13 protein-coding genes and 6 pseudogenes are annotated in these 18,111 nt (G+C 46.9%); 9 read left to right on the forward strand and 10 right to left on the reverse strand.

Translation table 11 applies throughout. From position 1 onward, the window contains the following. Positions 1–9: 9 nt before the first annotated feature. From ubiE to AC0L66_RS00235, 10 genes and pseudogenes are all read right to left on the reverse strand, one after another. Entirely contained in the window at positions 10–792 is a 783-nt protein-coding gene (gene ubiE / locus AC0L66_RS00190) for a bifunctional demethylmenaquinone methyltransferase/2-methoxy-6-polyprenyl-1,4-benzoquinol methylase UbiE (RefSeq protein WP_250618790.1), read from the reverse strand. Between the two features lie 47 nt (positions 793–839). Next, positions 840–2,165: pseudogene (gene rmuC / locus AC0L66_RS00195) on the reverse strand (DNA recombination protein RmuC); the annotation flags it as partial. 256 nt (positions 2,166–2,421) lie between these two features. Next, entirely contained in the window at positions 2,422–2,856 is a 435-nt protein-coding gene (fliJ, locus tag AC0L66_RS00200) for a flagellar export protein FliJ (protein ID WP_473568021.1), read from the reverse strand. A 41-nt stretch (positions 2,857–2,897) separates the two neighbouring features. After that, a pseudogene (locus AC0L66_RS00205) lies at positions 2,898–4,255 on the reverse strand (FliI/YscN family ATPase). Then, complete coding sequence (gene fliH / locus AC0L66_RS00210) at positions 4,248–5,027, reverse strand: flagellar assembly protein FliH (protein ID WP_265675196.1); 780 nt, start codon at positions 5,025–5,027, stop codon at positions 4,248–4,250. The pseudogene AC0L66_RS00205 and the gene fliH overlap by 8 nt, the downstream one beginning before the upstream one ends. A 2-nt stretch (positions 5,028–5,029) precedes the next feature. Next, positions 5,030–6,046, reverse strand: a complete 1,017-nt coding sequence (locus tag AC0L66_RS00215) for a flagellar motor switch protein FliG (RefSeq protein WP_265675195.1) — start codon at positions 6,044–6,046, stop codon at positions 5,030–5,032. Next, positions 6,012–7,775 (reverse strand): annotated as a pseudogene (fliF, locus tag AC0L66_RS00220) (flagellar basal-body MS-ring/collar protein FliF). Before fliF ends, AC0L66_RS00215 begins: the two are co-directional and overlap by 35 nt. Then, the gene (gene fliE, locus AC0L66_RS00225; protein WP_473569154.1) at positions 7,744–8,136 is read right to left on the reverse strand and encodes a flagellar hook-basal body complex protein FliE; all 393 of its coding nucleotides are present in this window, start codon (positions 8,134–8,136) and stop codon (positions 7,744–7,746) included. Before fliE ends, fliF begins: the two are co-directional and overlap by 32 nt. A gap of 12 nt (positions 8,137–8,148) precedes the next feature. After that, positions 8,149–9,520, reverse strand: a pseudogene (locus AC0L66_RS00230) (sigma 54-interacting transcriptional regulator). After that, positions 9,517–10,341: a MotY family protein gene (locus AC0L66_RS00235; RefSeq protein ID WP_473568024.1), complete on the reverse strand. Its 825-nt coding sequence runs from the start codon at positions 10,339–10,341 to the stop codon at positions 9,517–9,519. Before AC0L66_RS00235 ends, AC0L66_RS00230 begins: the two are co-directional and overlap by 4 nt. A gap of 563 nt (positions 10,342–10,904) precedes the next feature. On the opposite strand from AC0L66_RS00235, the gene AC0L66_RS00240 reads away from it, so the two are divergent. The 9 genes and pseudogenes from AC0L66_RS00240 to AC0L66_RS00280 all read left to right on the forward strand — a co-directional run bounded on the left by AC0L66_RS00240 (position 10,905) and on the right by AC0L66_RS00280 (position 18,078). Beyond that, positions 10,905–11,249: a hypothetical protein gene (locus tag AC0L66_RS00240; RefSeq protein WP_473568026.1), complete on the forward strand. Its 345-nt coding sequence runs from the start codon at positions 10,905–10,907 to the stop codon at positions 11,247–11,249. A gap of 67 nt (positions 11,250–11,316) precedes the next feature. Further along, entirely contained in the window at positions 11,317–11,718 is a 402-nt protein-coding gene (locus tag AC0L66_RS00245) for a FliM/FliN family flagellar motor switch protein (RefSeq protein ID WP_473568028.1), read from the forward strand. A gap of 18 nt (positions 11,719–11,736) precedes the next feature. Continuing rightward, positions 11,737–12,105 (forward strand): flagellar motor switch protein FliN, encoded by a 369-nt coding sequence (gene fliN / locus AC0L66_RS00250; RefSeq protein ID WP_265675190.1) that lies wholly within the window; start codon positions 11,737–11,739, stop codon positions 12,103–12,105. 57 nt (positions 12,106–12,162) lie between these two features. After that, a complete protein-coding gene (gene fliP / locus AC0L66_RS00255; protein WP_473569155.1) occupies positions 12,163–12,903 on the forward strand; it encodes a flagellar type III secretion system pore protein FliP in 741 nt (246 codons plus the stop codon). Positions 12,904–12,917: 14 nt separating this feature from the next. Beyond that, complete coding sequence (gene fliQ / locus AC0L66_RS00260) at positions 12,918–13,187, forward strand: flagellar biosynthesis protein FliQ (RefSeq protein ID WP_250618800.1); 270 nt, start codon at positions 12,918–12,920, stop codon at positions 13,185–13,187. Next, a pseudogene (gene fliR / locus AC0L66_RS00265) lies at positions 13,187–13,957 on the forward strand (flagellar biosynthetic protein FliR); the annotation flags it as partial. The gene fliQ and the pseudogene fliR, both read left to right, overlap by 1 nt. After that, a complete protein-coding gene (gene flhB / locus AC0L66_RS00270; RefSeq protein WP_473569157.1) occupies positions 13,958–15,085 on the forward strand; it encodes a flagellar biosynthesis protein FlhB in 1,128 nt (375 codons plus the stop codon). Positions 15,086–15,178: 93 nt separating this feature from the next. Beyond that, positions 15,179–17,273, forward strand: a pseudogene (locus tag AC0L66_RS00275) (flagellar biosynthesis protein FlhA). Then, the gene (locus tag AC0L66_RS00280) at positions 17,266–18,078 is read left to right on the forward strand and encodes a diguanylate phosphodiesterase (RefSeq protein ID WP_473568029.1); all 813 of its coding nucleotides are present in this window, start codon (positions 17,266–17,268) and stop codon (positions 18,076–18,078) included. Before AC0L66_RS00275 ends, AC0L66_RS00280 begins: the two are co-directional and overlap by 8 nt. Positions 18,079–18,111: the final 33 nt, after the last annotated feature.

Here is an 18,111-nt window from a genome sequence, read left to right on the forward strand (position 1 = left end):
TACCTATCCTTAGAATTTATAGCCGCGGTGCAAGGCGACAATACCACCGGTCAGATTAAAGTACTTAGTATGCTCAAAACCAGCGTCTTGCATCATCCCTTCTAGGGTCTCTTGATCAGGGTGCATACGGATAGACTCGGCCAGATAACGGTAACTCTCGGCATCATTTGCCACAATCTCACCGATTTTCGGCAACAAGTGGAAAGAGTAGGCATCATAAATTTTAGACAGCGGGTCTAAGATAGGTTTAGAGAACTCTAAAACCAATAAACGACCGCCAGGTTTAAGCACGCGATACATTGAGCGTAACGCTTTGTCTTTATCCGTGACATTACGAAGGCAAAAGCTGATCGTAATACAATCAAAATAGTTGTCTGGGAATGGCAGTTCTTCAGCGTTCGCTTGGACATAATGAACATTACCAACGATGCCTGTATCTCTTAACTTATCACGACCCACGTTGAGCATGGAGTTGTTGATATCCGCCAAGATAACGTGGCCTTGATCACCGACAATACGTGAGAACTTCGCCGTAAGATCGCCCGTACCGCCACCTAAGTCAAGAATACGCTGACCCGGTCTTGCTCCGCTGCAATCAATTGTAAAGCGTTTCCATAATCGATGGACTCCACCCGACATGAGATCATTCATAATGTCGTACTTAGCGGCTACTGAGTGAAAAACCTCCGCAACACGCGTGACTTTTTCACCCTTAGACACCGTTTCGAAACCAAAATGCGTGGTTTCATCTTGCTGATTTACTTGATTCGATTGCACGTTAGTATCCGTCATTATCCTTCCTCATACGCAGCGCGACATTACCCCGGCGCTGCCGACGGTCAGTTTACTTTATCCGTCTCTGGTTGTCTTTCCACCAACGCATCATTTTGTGCAATTTCTGTGATAGAGGAAGAAATAGAGCGCTTCACTTCCACCCCTAACTCTTTAAAGCTTTCGGCCTGACGAATGGCGTTTCCTCGCCCAGTCGCCAGTTTATTCATGGCACCTTGATAATTCTGATTCGCTTTATCTAATGCGCCGCCTAGTGCTTCCATATCATCGACAAACAATCTTAGCTTGTCATACAGTTTGCTTGCTTTATCGGCAATAATTTGCGCATTTTGATTTTGCCTTTCATTACGCCACAAGTTATCGATAGTACGTAAGGCCACTAACAGGGTAGTCGGGCTCACAACAATAATATTGTGCTCCATCGCGTCTTTTACCAAGCTAGGGTCAGCTTGAATCGCGACCTGAAAAGCAGGCTCAACTGGAATAAACATCAATACGTAATCCAGTGAACGAATGCCTTTCAGTTGGTGATAGTCTTTTTGTGATAAGCCACGAATGTGGTTTCTTAGCGCCAACAAATGATCGCGCAGCGCCTGCTCTTTCTCTGTATCCAGATCGGCATTAAAATAACGTTCGAAAGCCACCAGCGCCATTTTGGAATCAATCACAACTTGTTTATCTTGTGGCAGATGCACAATCACGTCTGGCTGAAAACGCTTACCCGCTTCATTTTGCAAATTCACCTGAGTTTCGTATTCATGCCCTTCACGTAAGCCAGACTCGGCGAGGACACGGGCAAGCACCACTTCTCCCCAGTTACCTTGCTGTTTATTGTCTCCCTTAAGTGCCTGCGTCAAATTCATCGCCTCGCGAGTCATCTGGTCATTCAAGCGCTGCAGGTTTTTCAGTTCATGTACTAGAGTATGGCGCTCTTTCGCTTCTTGGTTGAAGCTGTCGTTAACCTGCTTTTTAAACCCTTCAAGCTGCTGTTTTAAAGGCGTTAAGATTCCATCAAGACTCTGACGGTTCTGTACATCCACTTTATTGCTATTGGCTTCTAATACTTGGTTCGCCAAGCGCTCAAACTGCTCTTTTAATCGCAGCTCCGATTGCTCAAGAAGTTGCATCTTTTCCGTATCTGAACGCTGCTGCTGTTGAAAGGTAGCCAACTGCTCGCGTAATTCGGTTTCCGATAAGGCGCGCGCCTGACGCACACGTTCAAGTTCCTCAGCATAGTGCTGACGCTCTTGTTTCACCGCCTCAAAATAGCGCAGTTTTTCCACCGCAGCCATCACCTTACCGTGGGCTTGTTTAAGCTCAAATGCCGATTTATCTCGCTCATCATCAAGCTCGTCTAACTCTTGCTTGGCGTCGGTTAAGGCCTGCTGCAAACGCTCAATATCTTGCTCCAAGCTCATTTGAACCATGTCTGCTTTTTGCTCCATGATTTCAACCGTTTGTCGCGCTTTAAAATGAAAAATCGCCGCTGCCGAAAACCCTAGGCAGGTAGAGACAGACGTGATTGAAAGTAGGAGGGTTTGGTGATCAATTATCCATTGCATGTTTGGTCAGCCATCAGCGTTTCATCTAATGCTAATGGTAATTTATACTGGATAAATGTCCAGATATTTACAATTTTCTCAGCTTCAATCGCGAATTAATAATGTCTTCCATTATCTTTTGATCACGTTTAGCTTTTTCATATTTTTGTTTGCTTTTCCAACGCTCAAGTACTTGCTCTAAACCATGTACGCGCTGCGACTTTTGCTGCAATTGTGCCTGTATTGCATGACACTCCGCCTGCATCACCGCCTGCTCATGAACTTGGTGGTTCAGCATGCCTTGCAGCATACGATCGACCATCGTCATGTTCATCAAACTCAGTCGGCTACAAGACTCTACACCATGACCATGGTGAAAGGATTTCAGATCAGCTAATGCCGATAATCTCGATTCGAGCTTCTTAGTTTGTTGACGTGCGGCATCCAACTGTGACCCAATTCGGTCGCGTTGATTTTCTTCAAGCATGGTCAACGCACCGACCGCTTTTATTTTACTCTCCATGACACCCTTCCCTGATAGTCAACATCCGATATCGGCGCTCTTTACTGTGATGTCGCTTCGCTGGCGAATAACTGCGCCAGTTGCGTTAAACTTTGCGGGTAATCAAACGTCTCGTCGGCGCCTTGAAGTAAATAGGCTTTCAATTGCGGGTGCATCATCACGGCACGGTCAAGTTCGGGATCTTGCCCGGGTTGATATCCGCCTAATGGCAATAGCTCTTTGACCTGCAGGTAGCTGGCATAGCATTGACGAAATTGATGAGCAATCATGTGATGCGGCTGTTCAGTGCAGGCATTCATGCATCGGCTAATCGACGCATTAATATCTATGGCCGGATAATGCCCTTGTTCCGCTAGCTGCCTAGAAAGCACAACGTGACCATCTAATATAGCTCGCGCAGAATCGACCACCGGGTCTTGCTGATCATCACCTTCCGCTAATACCGTGTAGATCGCCGTAAGGCTGCCATCGGGGTGCTCACTGTTCCCTGCTCTTTCTAACAATTGCGGTAAGATACTAAATACCGAAGGTGGGTATCCTCTTGATGCAGGAGGCTCTCCCAATGCTAAAGCAATTTCTCTCTGAGCCATGGCATAACGTGTCAGCGAGTCCATCAACAACAAGACATCTTTACCTTTGTCACGAAAATACTCAGCCACGCGATGACACAGCAACGTGGCACGCAATCGCATCAATGGTGATTCATCTGCGGGAGCCGCGATGATAATGGCTTTGCGACGTGACTCTGGCGTGAGATTACGTTCCACAAACTCACGCACCTCACGACCTCGCTCACCAATGAGCCCGACAACAATAACGTCAGCTTCCGTGTTTTGAGTAATCATCCCCATTAAGACACTCTTCCCGACTCCGCTGCTTAGCCATTAATCCAATTCGCTGACCTTTTCCCACGGTGAGCAAACCGTTAATAGCACGCACCCCAACATCAAGAGGCGTGTCTACCGGGCGACGTTTCAGCGGATTGATAGGTTGAGGATCCAATGACACGCGTTCTCCCCCCGTTAGCGGTGCCCCATCATCAAGAACTTCACCTAAACCATTAACCACACGTCCTAGCCAATGGTGCCCTAGATGCACATGGCTGTCCCCTTCTAACGGAATCACCTTAGCACCTGCAAATAACCCTCCCAAGCGACGAATCGGCATGAGATAAGCAATCGTATGATCAAACCCAACCACTTGCGCTTCGATCATATCGCCTTCCGCCGTCTCAACTAAAAATCGTTGATCAAGCTTAAAACGACAACCCACCGCTTGCAGCATTAACCCATTCACTTTAACCAAGCGGCCCGTCACTTTAGCAACCTAGCACCGCTTCCAATGACGCCATCGCATCATGAAGCCTTGCTGTCAGGGGTAACGACAAAGCATTAGTCATGATTGGACTCATGGCGCGCTGGCAATGTTTCGTCAAGTAAATGATTCTTCACGTTATCCATACACGTTTCTAAGCGCGCATCACAACTGGCATCGGCTTCTGCGTCATCCGTGACCAAATGACACCCGCCCACCGGAAGCTCAGTTTTCGCCACTAGCTTCCAATTGTCTGGCAGTTCAGCATTGATGTTAGCGATACGTTCTAAATCTTGCGGATTCAAGTGCACCATTACTTTTTCAGTCTTACCCGGCATCGCTTCCAAGGTTTCATCCACCAACGCGAGAATTTGCTGCGGCATGAGCGTCAGTTCAGCACGAATGACCTGCTGGGCAACCTTCTGCACTAATTCACAAATCACGTGACGCTGCTGTTGATCTTTCTCTTCCTGCCAACGCTCTAAATGATGGTAAATCTCGTTGACGGGCTTGATCGCCTCTAAAAAAGCCTGCTTTCCGGACTGCTCACCAGAAATAAACCCTTTTTGAAACCCTTCCTTTTGCCCTTCAAGCAGCCCTTGTTGCTGCCCTTGTTCAAGGCCTTGTTGCACCCCTTCTCGATGCCCCTGCTCAAGCCCTTGCTGAAATCCCATCTCAAGTTTTTCTTGCACGTCTGCCTGTGATGCTTCTTCACCCCACATCCTATCTTCAGCAAGATCATTAGCTTGAACCTTGGGGGCGACCGGAGGAAAACGATGCAATCGATAATCGGATGCTGCTAACCTAAGTATCGGCTTACTTTCAATCGCAAATGGCGAGGTAACCTTATGCTTCATCGCTATTCCACCGTCTGTTCTTCGTACAGTGACAACTCAATTTCGCCCGCTTCAGACATCGCTTTGACCATCTGCATAATCTCACCACGCGCTCGTTCCACCGCGCTAACAGGCACAGCGCCTCTCAGTTGCATGTCGTCTTCCAATGCCTGAACTAAACGCTGAGGCATGGAGCGTTTTATTGCTTGTTGCAGCGAGATTTCAGCGCCTTTCAGCGCGGTTCCCCACAGTTCAAGTGGAACTTGCTGCACCAAACGATCCATGGTGTCTTCACGCTGTCGCCCTAGCACCATGAAATCAAACATGTTTTCTTCAATTTCACTGACCACATCTTCATCATGCAGCTTGAGCATTTCCATCAACATACCCTTATCACCAGAGAAGCGATTAATAATATCCGCCACCTGTTTTACGCCAGACAATGGCGCACTTTGGCTCGTTGAAACATGTTCAATACAACGTTCAATCAACTCATTAAGATCGCTTGCCACGTCATGATCAATTTCCTGCAAACGTGCAATCCGATACAACAATTCATCATGATAATCCGCAGGCAGTTGCTCGAGTACTTTCGACGAGGTTTCCGGAGGTAGATACGCTAAGAATATTGCCTGCATCTGAGGATGCTCTTGTGAAATAAAACGCGCCAAAATCTCCGCATCAACCCATTGCAAGCGCTGCATGTTGTTGCGAATTTCATCCCCGTATAGATTATTAAGCAGCCCTTTCGCTAAATCATTTCCTAACGCTTTACGTAACGTATTCGACAAATACGCTTTTGATGCACCGCGAATGCCACTATGTTGACGAAAATCATCAAAAAAGTGTTGAATGACCTGCTTGGCATTATCACTTTTTATGCCGCTCAACCGCGCCATTGCTTTGGTCACTCGCTGTGTTTCATCTCGAGTGAAGTGTTGAAATACCTGTGCGGCGGCATCCTCCCCCATCCCAAGCAATACCAGAGCGGTACGCTCAACATGACTAAGCGTGGCTGGTGTTGACTGCGCTGTTTTCATTCACGTTCACCCATTGTTTTAGTACTTCTGCGACACGCTCTGGCTCTTCGTTAGCAATAAGCTGCAGATGTTTTAATTGAATTTCTAGCGGAGAACCCGCCGCAGCGGTAACATATCGCTGCTCGCATCCAAGCCCGATGACGCAGAGGTAATTCCCTTCTCAGACAGCTTGCGATTGAGTAATTCTTCTCGCTCTCGTTCTTCTCTGGTTTGCACATTCTCTTGATAGTCATCTTGAGGATTCTCAGCAAAATCAAGGTTCGCATTGCGCTGATCGGCACCCGTTAAATGCATAATCAAAGGACGTAAAACAAACATAATCATCGCCATACCCAACAAGCCACCAATCACATAACGCAAAGGTTGCTGGACTGTCGGGTCTTGCCACCATGGCATGGCAACTGGCGCGTCAATTTCAATCGGCGTGAAGTTAAAACTCATCACGTTAAGGCGATCACCACGACCAGCAGAAATCCCCACCGCGTCCATAATCATATCCGAAATCTGATTGCGCTCTGCGTCGGTCCACGCCGTACCATTTGGCGCCGCCGCTTCATTAAGCAATACCGACACACTTAATTGTTCCACTTCACCTTGCTGATATTGCGTTCGACGAATACTGCTGCCCACCGCATACTGGCGATTTAATTCACTGCGCGCGTTGGTATTTTTACTGTCTTGTGTTTCGACCTCTCCCGTCACCGCACGGCTGATTACTTAACGCGCCGGGAATACCTAACGCAATGTTGTCGATACTATTATTTTGAATGCTGTGTTCATTACGAACGACGGGAGTCGAATCAAGGATCTCTTGTGTTTCTTCGACTTGACTGAAGTTAAGATCGGCGGCAACTTGAACCCGATAGTTGCTTGGTCCAACAATGGGCGTGAGCATATCCGCAGCTCGTTGAATCACCTGCTTTTCTACACTCTTCTGATAATCTAAGTATTTAGCATTAACCTTATCGGCTTCCATTGAACCTATATCGGCACTAAGCAAGCGACCATATTGATCAATCACAGAAACAAACTCAGGCTTCATTGCCGTTACGCTGCCCACAACCAAGTTAACTATCGCTTCAACTTGCTCCGGTTTTAGATCATCACCAGCTTTGAGTTCAAGCATAACCGAAGCTGAAGGCTCTTCGCTTTGCTGACGAACAAACAACGTTTGACGAGGGATCGCTAAATGCACCCGAGCATTGGCAATGGCGTTAAGCGAGATAATAGTGCGAACTAACTCACCTTCCAAACCATGTCGATAGCGAGCATTTTCCATAAATTGACTGGTGCCCAGCGAGCTGTCTTCTTTCAAAGCATCTAAGCCGATTGGCAATTGGGCTTTTACACCTTTCGCGGCCAATAGCATACGAACCTTCGCCACCTGCCCTTCCGTCACTAATACCTGACCATTTTGCTCTTGCAGACGATAAGCAATCCCTTCCGCTTCAAGCACGGAAATGATCTCCCCGATATCAAAACGCTCTTGCTGGCTATACAAAGGGCGATAACTTTGCGATGAACTCCATAGAGCGACCACAATAATAGCGGCAACAATGGCAGCCAATACCGCAGACAACACGAGGTTACGTTGTGAGCTTGACCACAATAGTTTTAGTTTCTGACTAAAATCACCAATGGGTTTCTTATGGACAAAGGCCTGATTTTTTGACGATGATGACTCGATAGCCCCAGGACTAGGCATCACTTGAGAAGTTAATTCTGACATTGTCTACACTAAGCATTTTCATGATTTCATCAAACGAAGAGACGACTTTGTTACGAACCTGCATCAAGGCTGAAAATGATAAGCTCGCTTTTTGGCTCGCAACCATTGCCCCAACTAAATCGTCGCTTTGTCCCGTCTCAACCGCCGTCATTTTGCTGCTTGCCAAAGACTGGTGCTCATTAACCCGATCTAGCACCCCTTTCATCGCCGTCGAAAACGATAAAGGTGACAAGGGTTGCTGCGCATCAACTGGGTTTGATGACACCACAAAGTCTGGTTGTATCTGTTGTTGCATCGATTGCAGCTTGGTCAGCATGAGTTGTTCCGCCGTGACCGCGCTATTGATAGGTTGCATTGCCATCATACTTCTCCTTTATGCAGCCGAGCCTAATGCCGACTGCAGATCAATTCCTTGTTCGCGCATTGCAGCCAGCTTATAGCGCAGTGCACGCGTTGAAACCCCCAGCGCGTTTGCCGTTTTGGTTCGATTACCACCAAACTGACGCAGTTGCTCTAGGATAAATTGGAACTCTGCTTGTTTTTTTACTTCCACATGCCCGAATGAAGCGCTGCCTAATCTCTGCTTAGAAGGCGCAGTGTTAGGCAAGGACGGGGCAGAAAGTGAGTGTGGTGATGCCGCAAGTTCAATGGGAAGCATCAGATCTTGGGCAGTAATAAAATCGCCATGACGCATCACAAGTGCACGTTGAATGACATTTTCTAATTCACGAATATTACCGGGCCAGTGATACTGACAAAGCGCTTGTTGCGCATCTTCAGACAGGTGGCAAGCCGCCTTCTCTTTATATTTATTGATAAAGAATTGACTAATCGGCAGGATATCTTCCTGACGCTCACGAAGTGGTGGCCAGTGCAATGGCAGCACATCCAATCGGTAATAAAGATCTTCACGGAATTGACCTTTCTGCACTTCACTTCTCAGATCTTTATTTGTCGCAGCAATCACACGAATATCAAGTTTAATGGACTTATGACTGCCCACCCGCTCAACTTCTCGCTCTTGCAACACTCGAAGTAGCTTAGCTTGAACCGCTGGTGACATTTCACCAATTTCATCCAATAAAATGGTGCCACCATTGGCTTCTTCAAACTTACCACTTTGAGAGCCTGATGCTCCGGTAAACGCCCCTTTAACGTGACCAAATAACACCGCTTCAAGCATTGATTCAGGTATCGCCGCACAATTCACGGCGATAAAAGGCTGGGATGCGCGAGGAGACTGATCGTGCACATAATGTGCCAGCACTTCCTTACCCGTCCCTGATTCACCTGAAATCAAAACACTAGCACTGGTGCAAGCCGCGCGATGAGCCAATTGCAACACCTGCTTGCTGCGCCATGATTCCGCAACAATATTCGCCATTGGCTTTTCCATCGCTTCCACGCGATGAAGTAAATTAGTGAGCTGCACCGCCTCGAAAGGACGCAGTAAATAGTCCGTAGCACCTAGCCTTCATCGACTCCGCCGCCAGCATACCTTGGTCTTGTTCGACAATGGCAATAGCAACACCCGCGTTAGTCTTGCGCTGCTGACACACGACCCACTCACGAACACTCATATCCGGTAGGCTTGAACTGACTAAACTGATTGCCGCCGTTGGCTCCAATAACGCCGCTCGCCCTGTTCTCACATGACGAACAAGAAACCCTTGCTGCTGCAATACATCAATAATCGGTCGGGCATCATTGTCGCAAGGTTCAACGAGTAAAATATCCTTATTCATTTCAATGTCACCCCCGTCTGCTCATCCTGAGAAGACGTCAATGTGTTCATAGATTGACGAATCACTCTTACTGTCACTCGTCGATTTTTGGCTTGACCTGTTTCTGTCGCATTACTCACCACAGGATAACGATCGCCGTGCGCCCTCACTTCAATTAACGAATTTGATGTCCCCAGTTCGGTTAATAGACTTGCTACATCATCAGCGCGTACCCGAGAAAGCTGCAGATTCGCCATGGACGAGCCTAGATTATCGGTATGCCCATCAATCAACACACGTTGAACCGTTTTGTCCGATTGGAGATAACCTGATAAAGCTTTAAGTACTTGGCGTTGCGAGGCATCCAATACTCGCTGCCCAACACGGAAGCTCAGCTCTATATCTCGAGCCTGCTCATAAGACATGCCCGGTAATGCCGCGCGACAATCATTAAACTGACGGTACGCTTGGTCGATACGAACAGAAGGAACGGTCAAGCCTTCAGTGACTAAAAGCTTACCCTCGTCATTATCGTGACCGAACTCCAAGTGCATCCACGCCCCTTTAGCAAATTCGGTCAAAAAGGCTTCAATACCATGATTAAATGCCACCACTCCCGATGAGACTTGGTGAGAAGTGACAATCGCATTAGAGTACGCTGGCGACTGCCAAGGCGGAGAAATTTGTAACAAACTCGCTTGAGGGGAATTCACGTGCGTCTTGCGCAGCTCCATCGGGCTATTTGGCTCTGCAACAAAAGCAATATATTCCGTACCCGACAAGGAATAACGTAACTGGCATTTAAATTCAGACTCAACAAACTGCCAATTAACCATATCCATTGGGATGCTATTTTTAGCAGCAAATGAGACATTGCCCCATAAAATAAGAACACAAGCGAGCATTAGCGGAAATAAAGCTTCCGCCCGGAATGAATTACTCTTCCTCCACCCCACGATAACGTCAAGGAAGGAAATTAACTCAGACCTATTTCTGTGAATAAATATAATATTCATATCAATACCAATTCTGACATGTAACAAGGCGCATATAATTTAACCAAATATGAACACCAAAAAATGAAGATTTAAAATTAATCTTGTAAAACATAAGCTTAAAAACACAAGCCATACACGGGTAAATTATATGACAAAGGGTTCATTTGCCCTGGCTATATTTAGCTTTTTTAATATTTATTATTCCACCAAACTAACTCTATTTATTTTTTATTTAAAGATGCTTTTATAATGCATAAACAAACATATGAACCAAGCTCACAAATTTAAATTTTACGACTAAAAAGATATAAAAAAAACAGAGTAGACTAAAACAATAACGCCTAGTTATTAATTTGACGCGTCGGTATTTAGTCGTATCGATAGCTCAATCACTTTTCGGTAATATTATGGCTTCTGAGTATTCATTGACATTAGAGCACGCACAATCACTCAATATCGAGCTTCTTGGTAAGCCGATCCATAGAGTAAAAAATAAACTGGAAGACGAATTTAAACGCTCCAGTCATTCCTTACGTCAAGCGATACAATCTTGGCTCAATAGTTCCGATGTCGATGTCACCATTCAAACGATTACGATCAACAGTGACAATCATCAGTATCACGATTTTGAAAGCATCAGCGCCATGCAACACGAAACCGAGCGGTCACCTATCCATTCACCTTTCAAACCTCTTGCTTATCCATCTTGCAGACCAATTTTATGGGGCAAGTATCGAGCGCACGACAGATGAACTTTCAGCCAGTGACCTACGACTCCAAGAACGTATCGCGAAACTGATCAGTACTTGGATTGCACCGATGGAGCATTGGCATTCCAGTCAAGCCATCCCTCATCAAGGGACGGGTATTGTGGCAACTCTTGCCATTACATATCATCACCCGACAAGCGGTAATATGACCGCCAATCTAGCCATTCAACTCGATAGCGTTTTAGTACAAACGCTCGCTGACGAGTTAACGCAGGCCCCTAACCCTCACATCGCCAGCGATTTTCAACATGTGCTGCAGGCCACTCCTGTTAGGCTGAACGTGCAATTAAGCCAAACTCAATTGCCATTAACCCAGGTATTACGTTTGCAACCCGATGATATTTTACCTATCAACTTACTGACAAACGTCCCTGTCCATATAGGAAAGGAGCGTCTCTTTACTCGGTCGCGTCGCAGAGCAAGATGGGCAATTGGTTTTAATTTTAAATAATGAAAAGGAAAGCAACTCATGAGCGACACGCCTGAACATAATGCCTTTGACGGTGACGAATTGAGCTTTGATGACTTTCAACTAGAAGGGTTTGATAGCGATACACCACTAAGCACACCCGCTTCACCTCAACGTGACCTCAGTTTTTTTAAAAGCATTCCTGTCACTGTGACTCTTGAAGTCGCCAGTAAAGAAATCGCGTTAGGTGAGCTAATGAGTGCGGGTGAAGGCAGCGTGATAGAACTGGACAAGCTCAATGGTGAACCTCTCGATGTGAAAGTGAATGGTTCACTGATGGGACATGCAGAAGTCGTTGTTATCAATGATAAATACGGTTTAAAGCTGATCGACGTAGTGGATTCTGCACTGACCAAGATGGGGCCATAGTTAGTGTCTCATCCGTTTACTCACAAGGTTGTTAAACTGACTAAACACCACTTCGCCTTGCTGTGTCACCTCCCTTGGAAGCTCATCGTACTGGTGAGCTTAATCAGCTTCCCTGTCGCGGCAGACAACGGGTTAACCTTTCTTACCGTCAATGATGGTCAGACCGACCAGGCGTATAGCGTCAAGTTGCAAATTTTGCTACTTATGACCGCGCTGAGCTTTCTGCCTGCATTTATTCTGATGGCTACGAGCTTCACACGGATCATCGTGGTCTTAGCCATTTTGCGACAAGCGCTTGGTCTGCAGCAGAGCCCGCCTAATCGCGTGTTAGTGGGCATTGCACTCAGCCTAAGTATTTTAATCATGCGCCCGGTCTGGAGTGACATTTATCAAAATGCTTTCCAACCATACGACCAAGGTGAAATCACCTTAATGCAGGCATTTTCCACCGCAGAAAAACCTGTGCGCAACTTTATGTTGGCACAAACCCAGCAAAATGCGCTCGAGCAAATGCTGCGTATCGCCAATGAGCCTCTGAATCAAAATATTGAGGATATTTCCTTTGCGGTGATTTTACCGGCCTTTGTCATTAGCGAGCTCAAAACCGCATTTCAAATTGGTTTCATGCTGTTCATCCCGTTCCTCATCATTGACCTCGTCGTGGCCAGTGTCCTAATGGCCATGGGGATGATGATGCTTTCGCCACTCATTGTCTCTCTGCCCTTTAAGCTTGTCGTCTTTGTATTAGTGGACGGCTGGGCGATGACCGTGGGTACGCTCTCGGCCAGTTTTGGATAGTACAAGGACAAACCATGACTCCAGAAATGACCGTCACGCTATTTTCTAATGCCATCTGGCTTATCATCAATATGGTGATGGTCCTAGTACTGCCAGGGCTCGGAGTAGGGTTGATTATTGCTATTTTTCAAGCCGCCACACAAATACAAGAACAAACGTTAAGCTTCCTACCGAAATTACTTGCCACCCTACTGATGGTGATTTTTGCTGGCCACTGGATGTTACGAAAAATCATGGAGCTGTTTGATTACCTGTTCCACAACATCCCAGGGATGATTGGCTGATGCAATTGACCTTTGCCGATCTCTCACAATGGCTAGGGCAGCTATGGTGGCCCTTTTTTCGCATTGGGGCGGCATTTCTTTCCTTACCCTTTTTTGGTGATGCCCTGATTCCAGTTTGGGTTCGCAGCTTGCTCGCGCTGTCCATCGTCGTCATTACTGCCCCCTTGATGCCGCCAATGCCTGCCGTTGAATTATTTTCTATGACATCCCTGTTCCTTGCCTTTGAACAGGCGCTATGGGGGGTGTTTTTCGGTCTGATTTTGCATCTGTTTTTTACTATTTTCACCATGCTGGGACAAATTGTTTCCATGCAAATGGGGCTAGGAATGGCCATCATGAATGACCCGGTCAACGGGCTCTCGGTCGCGATTCTAGGGCGCATATTTTTATTGTTATCCACCCTGCTATTTTTAACACTAGAAGGGCACCTTTTAGTGATTGATATTCTTGTGCAAAGCTTTGTGATTTGGCCTGTTGGCTCTGGTCTCAGCATGAGCGCGCTCAATCAAGTCATTGGGCTATTTGGCTGGATGTTTGCTTCCGCCCTTGCCCTCGCACTGCCTGCTATTGTTTCAATGTTACTTGCCAATATCAGTTTTGGTGTGATGAATCGCGCCGCGCCTAGCTTAAATGTCTACGCGCTCGGTTTTCCGATGACCATGCTGCTCGGTCTATTCAGTATTTTGCTCACCGTTACGGGTATTCCAAGTCGCTATACCGCCCTAGTTCATGAGGTGCTTCGCCATCTCAACGGATTTGTCGTGGGGGGTATGAGCGAACAATCTAGCCAAGATAAATCAGAAAAAGCCTCACCGCAGAAGGTTAAAAAAGCGCGCCAAGAGGGACAAATTCCGCGGGCCAAAGAATTTTCCTCAGCGGTTATCTTTCTGGCCGTAGCGTTATTTTTTAACAGCCAACTGCCCAGTATTTGGGCGCATATCTCTGGTATTTTTCGTTTCAATATGAGCCTGACTCGTGAGGATCTTGATAACCCAATGCAAATGATTGAGCAGCTCGGTCATAGCTTGGGGATCCTAATCGACATGCTGCTGCCCATGTTCTTAGTTATCGTGATTGTCGCGGTTGCTAGCAGCCTAATTTTAGGCGGCTGGATGTTTCGCCCCGCCAACGTGCAGCCAAAACTCAGTAAACTCAGTCCTCTGTCCGGCATTAAACGCATGTTTTCTACCCGCTCACTGGCCGAGTTACTCAAATCAACGTTCAAGGTTTCGGTCATTTTTGCTCTGCTCTACAGCTACCTCAACAGTAACCTTCAGCCCTTGTTAGGCATGCAACAGCTCACCCTAAATCAAGGCGTCACCATGGTGATGACCATTTTATTCGAAGGCTTACTATTGATGGGAGTAGCGCTGCTTATCTTCGGCGTCATTGACATTCCTTACCAACGTTGGGAACACTTAAAACAGCTCAAAATGACCAAGCAAGAACTGAAAGAAGAGTATAAAAACAATGAGGGGCGACCTGAGGTCAAACAGCGAATTCGACAAATTCAGCAACAGTTTGCGCGTCGTAAAATCGAAAAAACCGTACCGAAAGCCGATGTGGTGATCACCAACCCCACGCATTATGCGGTGGCATTAAAATACGACACCAGCCTATCGGATGCGCCATTTGTGGTGGCAAAAGGCATTGATGAAGCCGCCATGCACATCCAGCGCATCGCGCGTGAAAATCAGGTGGAAATCTTAAATTCCCCTCCGCTAACACGATCGATTTACCACACCACAGCAATAGAACAAGCCATACCGAGTCAGCTCTACATTGCGGTCGCACATATTCTGACCTACGTCATGCAGCTGAGATCATTTCGCCGTGGGGCCGGAGAGAAACCGTTGCCGATACCGCAGTTTTCGATACCAAAACATTTACAACATTAGCGTTGAAATTACGGCATTTATATTGAGTACAGAACACACGAATCACTCATCGCCAACTATCTCTCATCGCCAACTATAGAAAAAGGAACCTTCATGTTGAACCGAATCAAACAACTTCAGCAAACCAGCAAAGGGTACATTGGTATCCCTGTGGTGCTGCTGATGATTCTGGCGATGGTCATTTTGCCACTACCACCTTTGTTGTTGGATGCTTTGTTTACCTTCAACATTGTCCTCGCGATACTGGTGTTGCTGGTCAGCACGACCGCGAAACGGCCATTAGATTTCTCTATCTTCCCGACCATTTTGCTTATCGCGACGCTCATGCGATTAACGCTCAATGTCGCCTCCACCCGAATCGTTCTCTTGGAAGGGCATCAAGGTGGCGATGCGGCGGGTAAAGTGATTCAAGCCTTTGGTGAAGTAGTGATCGGCGGCAACTACGTCGTCGGTATGGTGATATTTGTCATTTTGATGATCATCAACTTTGTGGTAATCACCAAAGGTGGCGAACGTATTTCCGAAGTGTCTGCGCGCTTCACTCTCGATGCGCTACCGGGTAAACAGATGGCTATCGATGCCGACCTAAATGCAGGGTTAATCGATCAAGAATCGGCAAGACAGCGTCGACAAGAAGTCGCAAACGAGGCCGACTTCCACGGCTCTATGGACGGCGCTTCAAAGTTTGTTCGTGGTGACGCCATCGCTCGGTTTAATGATTCTGTTCATTAATATTATTGGTGGTATCAGTATCGGGGTATTTGAGCACGGTCTTGCCGCCTCAGAAGCCTTTAAAACCTATGCTCTGCTCACCATCGGTGATGGCCTAGTCGCACAAATTCCGTCTTTGTTACTTGCTACCTCAGCTGCCATTATCGTGACGCGTATTAATGACAGCGAAAATAGCATGGCTGAGACCATGCAAAAGCAATTACTGGCGACCCCATCGACCTTATTTACGGTGGCAACCGTCATGTTGATCATCGGCATGGTTCCCGGCATGCCTCATCTGGCATTCTTTACCTTTGCCGCAGCGCTTGGCTTTGCTGGCTGGCGACAATCCAAATCCACCCCTGCCGATCCACAACTGGATGAAGTCGCGGCGATCTCTCAAGTCATGCACGACAATCCTGACGTTGCATTGGCTTGGGAAGATATTCCGCACGTCCACAGCTTATCATTAGCGCTAGGCTATCGCTTAGTCCACCTGGTCAATAAAGAACAAGGTGCACCACTGGCGCAGCGCATTCGAGGGGTACGTAAAAACCTCTCCGAGCAAGTGGGGTATTTACTGCCAGAAGTTGCTATTAGAGACAATTTGAACCTCAAACCCAATCAATACACCTTGTCACTCAATGGAGAAATTATCGAAGAAGGCTTAATTGAGCCCGACCGATTAATGGCTATTGCAGTGGGCGAAACCTACGGAGAAATTGACGGCATCTTGGGTAGTGACCCTGCCTACCACTTACCTGCGGTATGGATAACACATCAAGACAAGGCCAAAGCTCTAAATATGGGTTATCAGGTAGTAGACGATGCGACCGTGATTGCCACTCATATCAGTAAAATAATGAAAACCCATCTTGCCGAGCTGTTTAATCACGATGATGTCGATGCAATGAACCTGCGATTGAGCCAACAAGCGCCTAAACTTTGCGAAGCATTAAGTGCAGCATTAAGCCTGTCACAGCAATTAAAGGTGTACAGGCAACTACTTGCCGATCAGGTCCCCCTTAAAGATATTCGCACCATTGCTAATACCATGCTGGAATCGGCGGAAAACACCAAAGACCCGATCTTACTGGCCGCTGATGTCCGCTGCGCGCTGCGCCGTACACTAGTGAATTTGATCGCGGGTCAACGGAAAGACTTAAATGTGTACGCGCTGTCCGATGAATTGGAACAGATGTTAATGACCTCCCTGCAACAGGCGCAAGCCAGCGGCAGCGTGATGCTCGATAGTTTCCCGATTGAGCCGAATATCCTCAATCAATTCCAACAAAATATGCCGTTAATCAAACAGCAACTTAAACAACAAGGGCTGGCGCCCATCTTATTGGTGATGCCGCAATTAAGGCCCTTGCTCGCTCGCTATGCTCGCACCTTCTCACAAGGCCTAGCCGTGCTGTCATACAACGAAATCCCAGACAACAAACAAATAAACGTGGTAGGAAACCTTGGATAATCTCACTTCAAATCAAGCGCTGTATTACTATCTCAGCCAATTGATCGGTCAGCACGTCGTCACGGAAGACGACCAGTTGATATTTTCTGCGTTCGAAGCCAACGACATTCATCATGCCTGTCAGGCGATTCGAGACACCAATAGTGGAGATATTGAATATCAACATCTTACTCTGCGCTTTGGCAGTCATAGCGAGCAAAGTGTTTATCAATTCGATTTGTCGACGTCGATGCGATTTTGCTTGGATCTCTACAGCTTATATTTGGCAGTGCGACAAACCAAATTCCAGATTGAAACATTCCACCCTGACCTCATCAGCAATGTGGTCGTTCCCATCAGCCACGATGCGCTGCTGTGGCAACAAGGGCAGTTCTTCCTAAAACAAATCATACGTTTTCATGCTGGTGCGTTTTATCACATCATCCCCTCGTTGCAATTAAGTGAGGCGAGTACGCTGCATCCCGATACTCAACCACTCAGCGACACGCTCAAAGAATACGCCTACGCATTATGGTTTGATATTTCACCATCACAAATGCAACTCGACCGTTTACTGCCACTCGCCCCGGATGCCTTTAAAGTCGCAGTTACCATTGAGAGTAAACAAGATCGCAGCGCCTTATTACCATTAGTGCGTTTTTGTCGGCTACATAAAATAAAATGGGTGGCAGGCCGAATCTGCAGTCAAGAAGAGTTAACGCAATTCAAACGACTTGGGGCGAGCTATTATTTTGGCTATTTCAGTGACTTACCCACCGCCATGTCATTTAAATCGTTTGGCGATGCGCATAATGAAGTGATGTGAGGTTCGAGGAGATCATGTGGGACGAATAATTAT

This window comes from Vibrio sp. GJ43-1 (assembly GCF_055808835.1).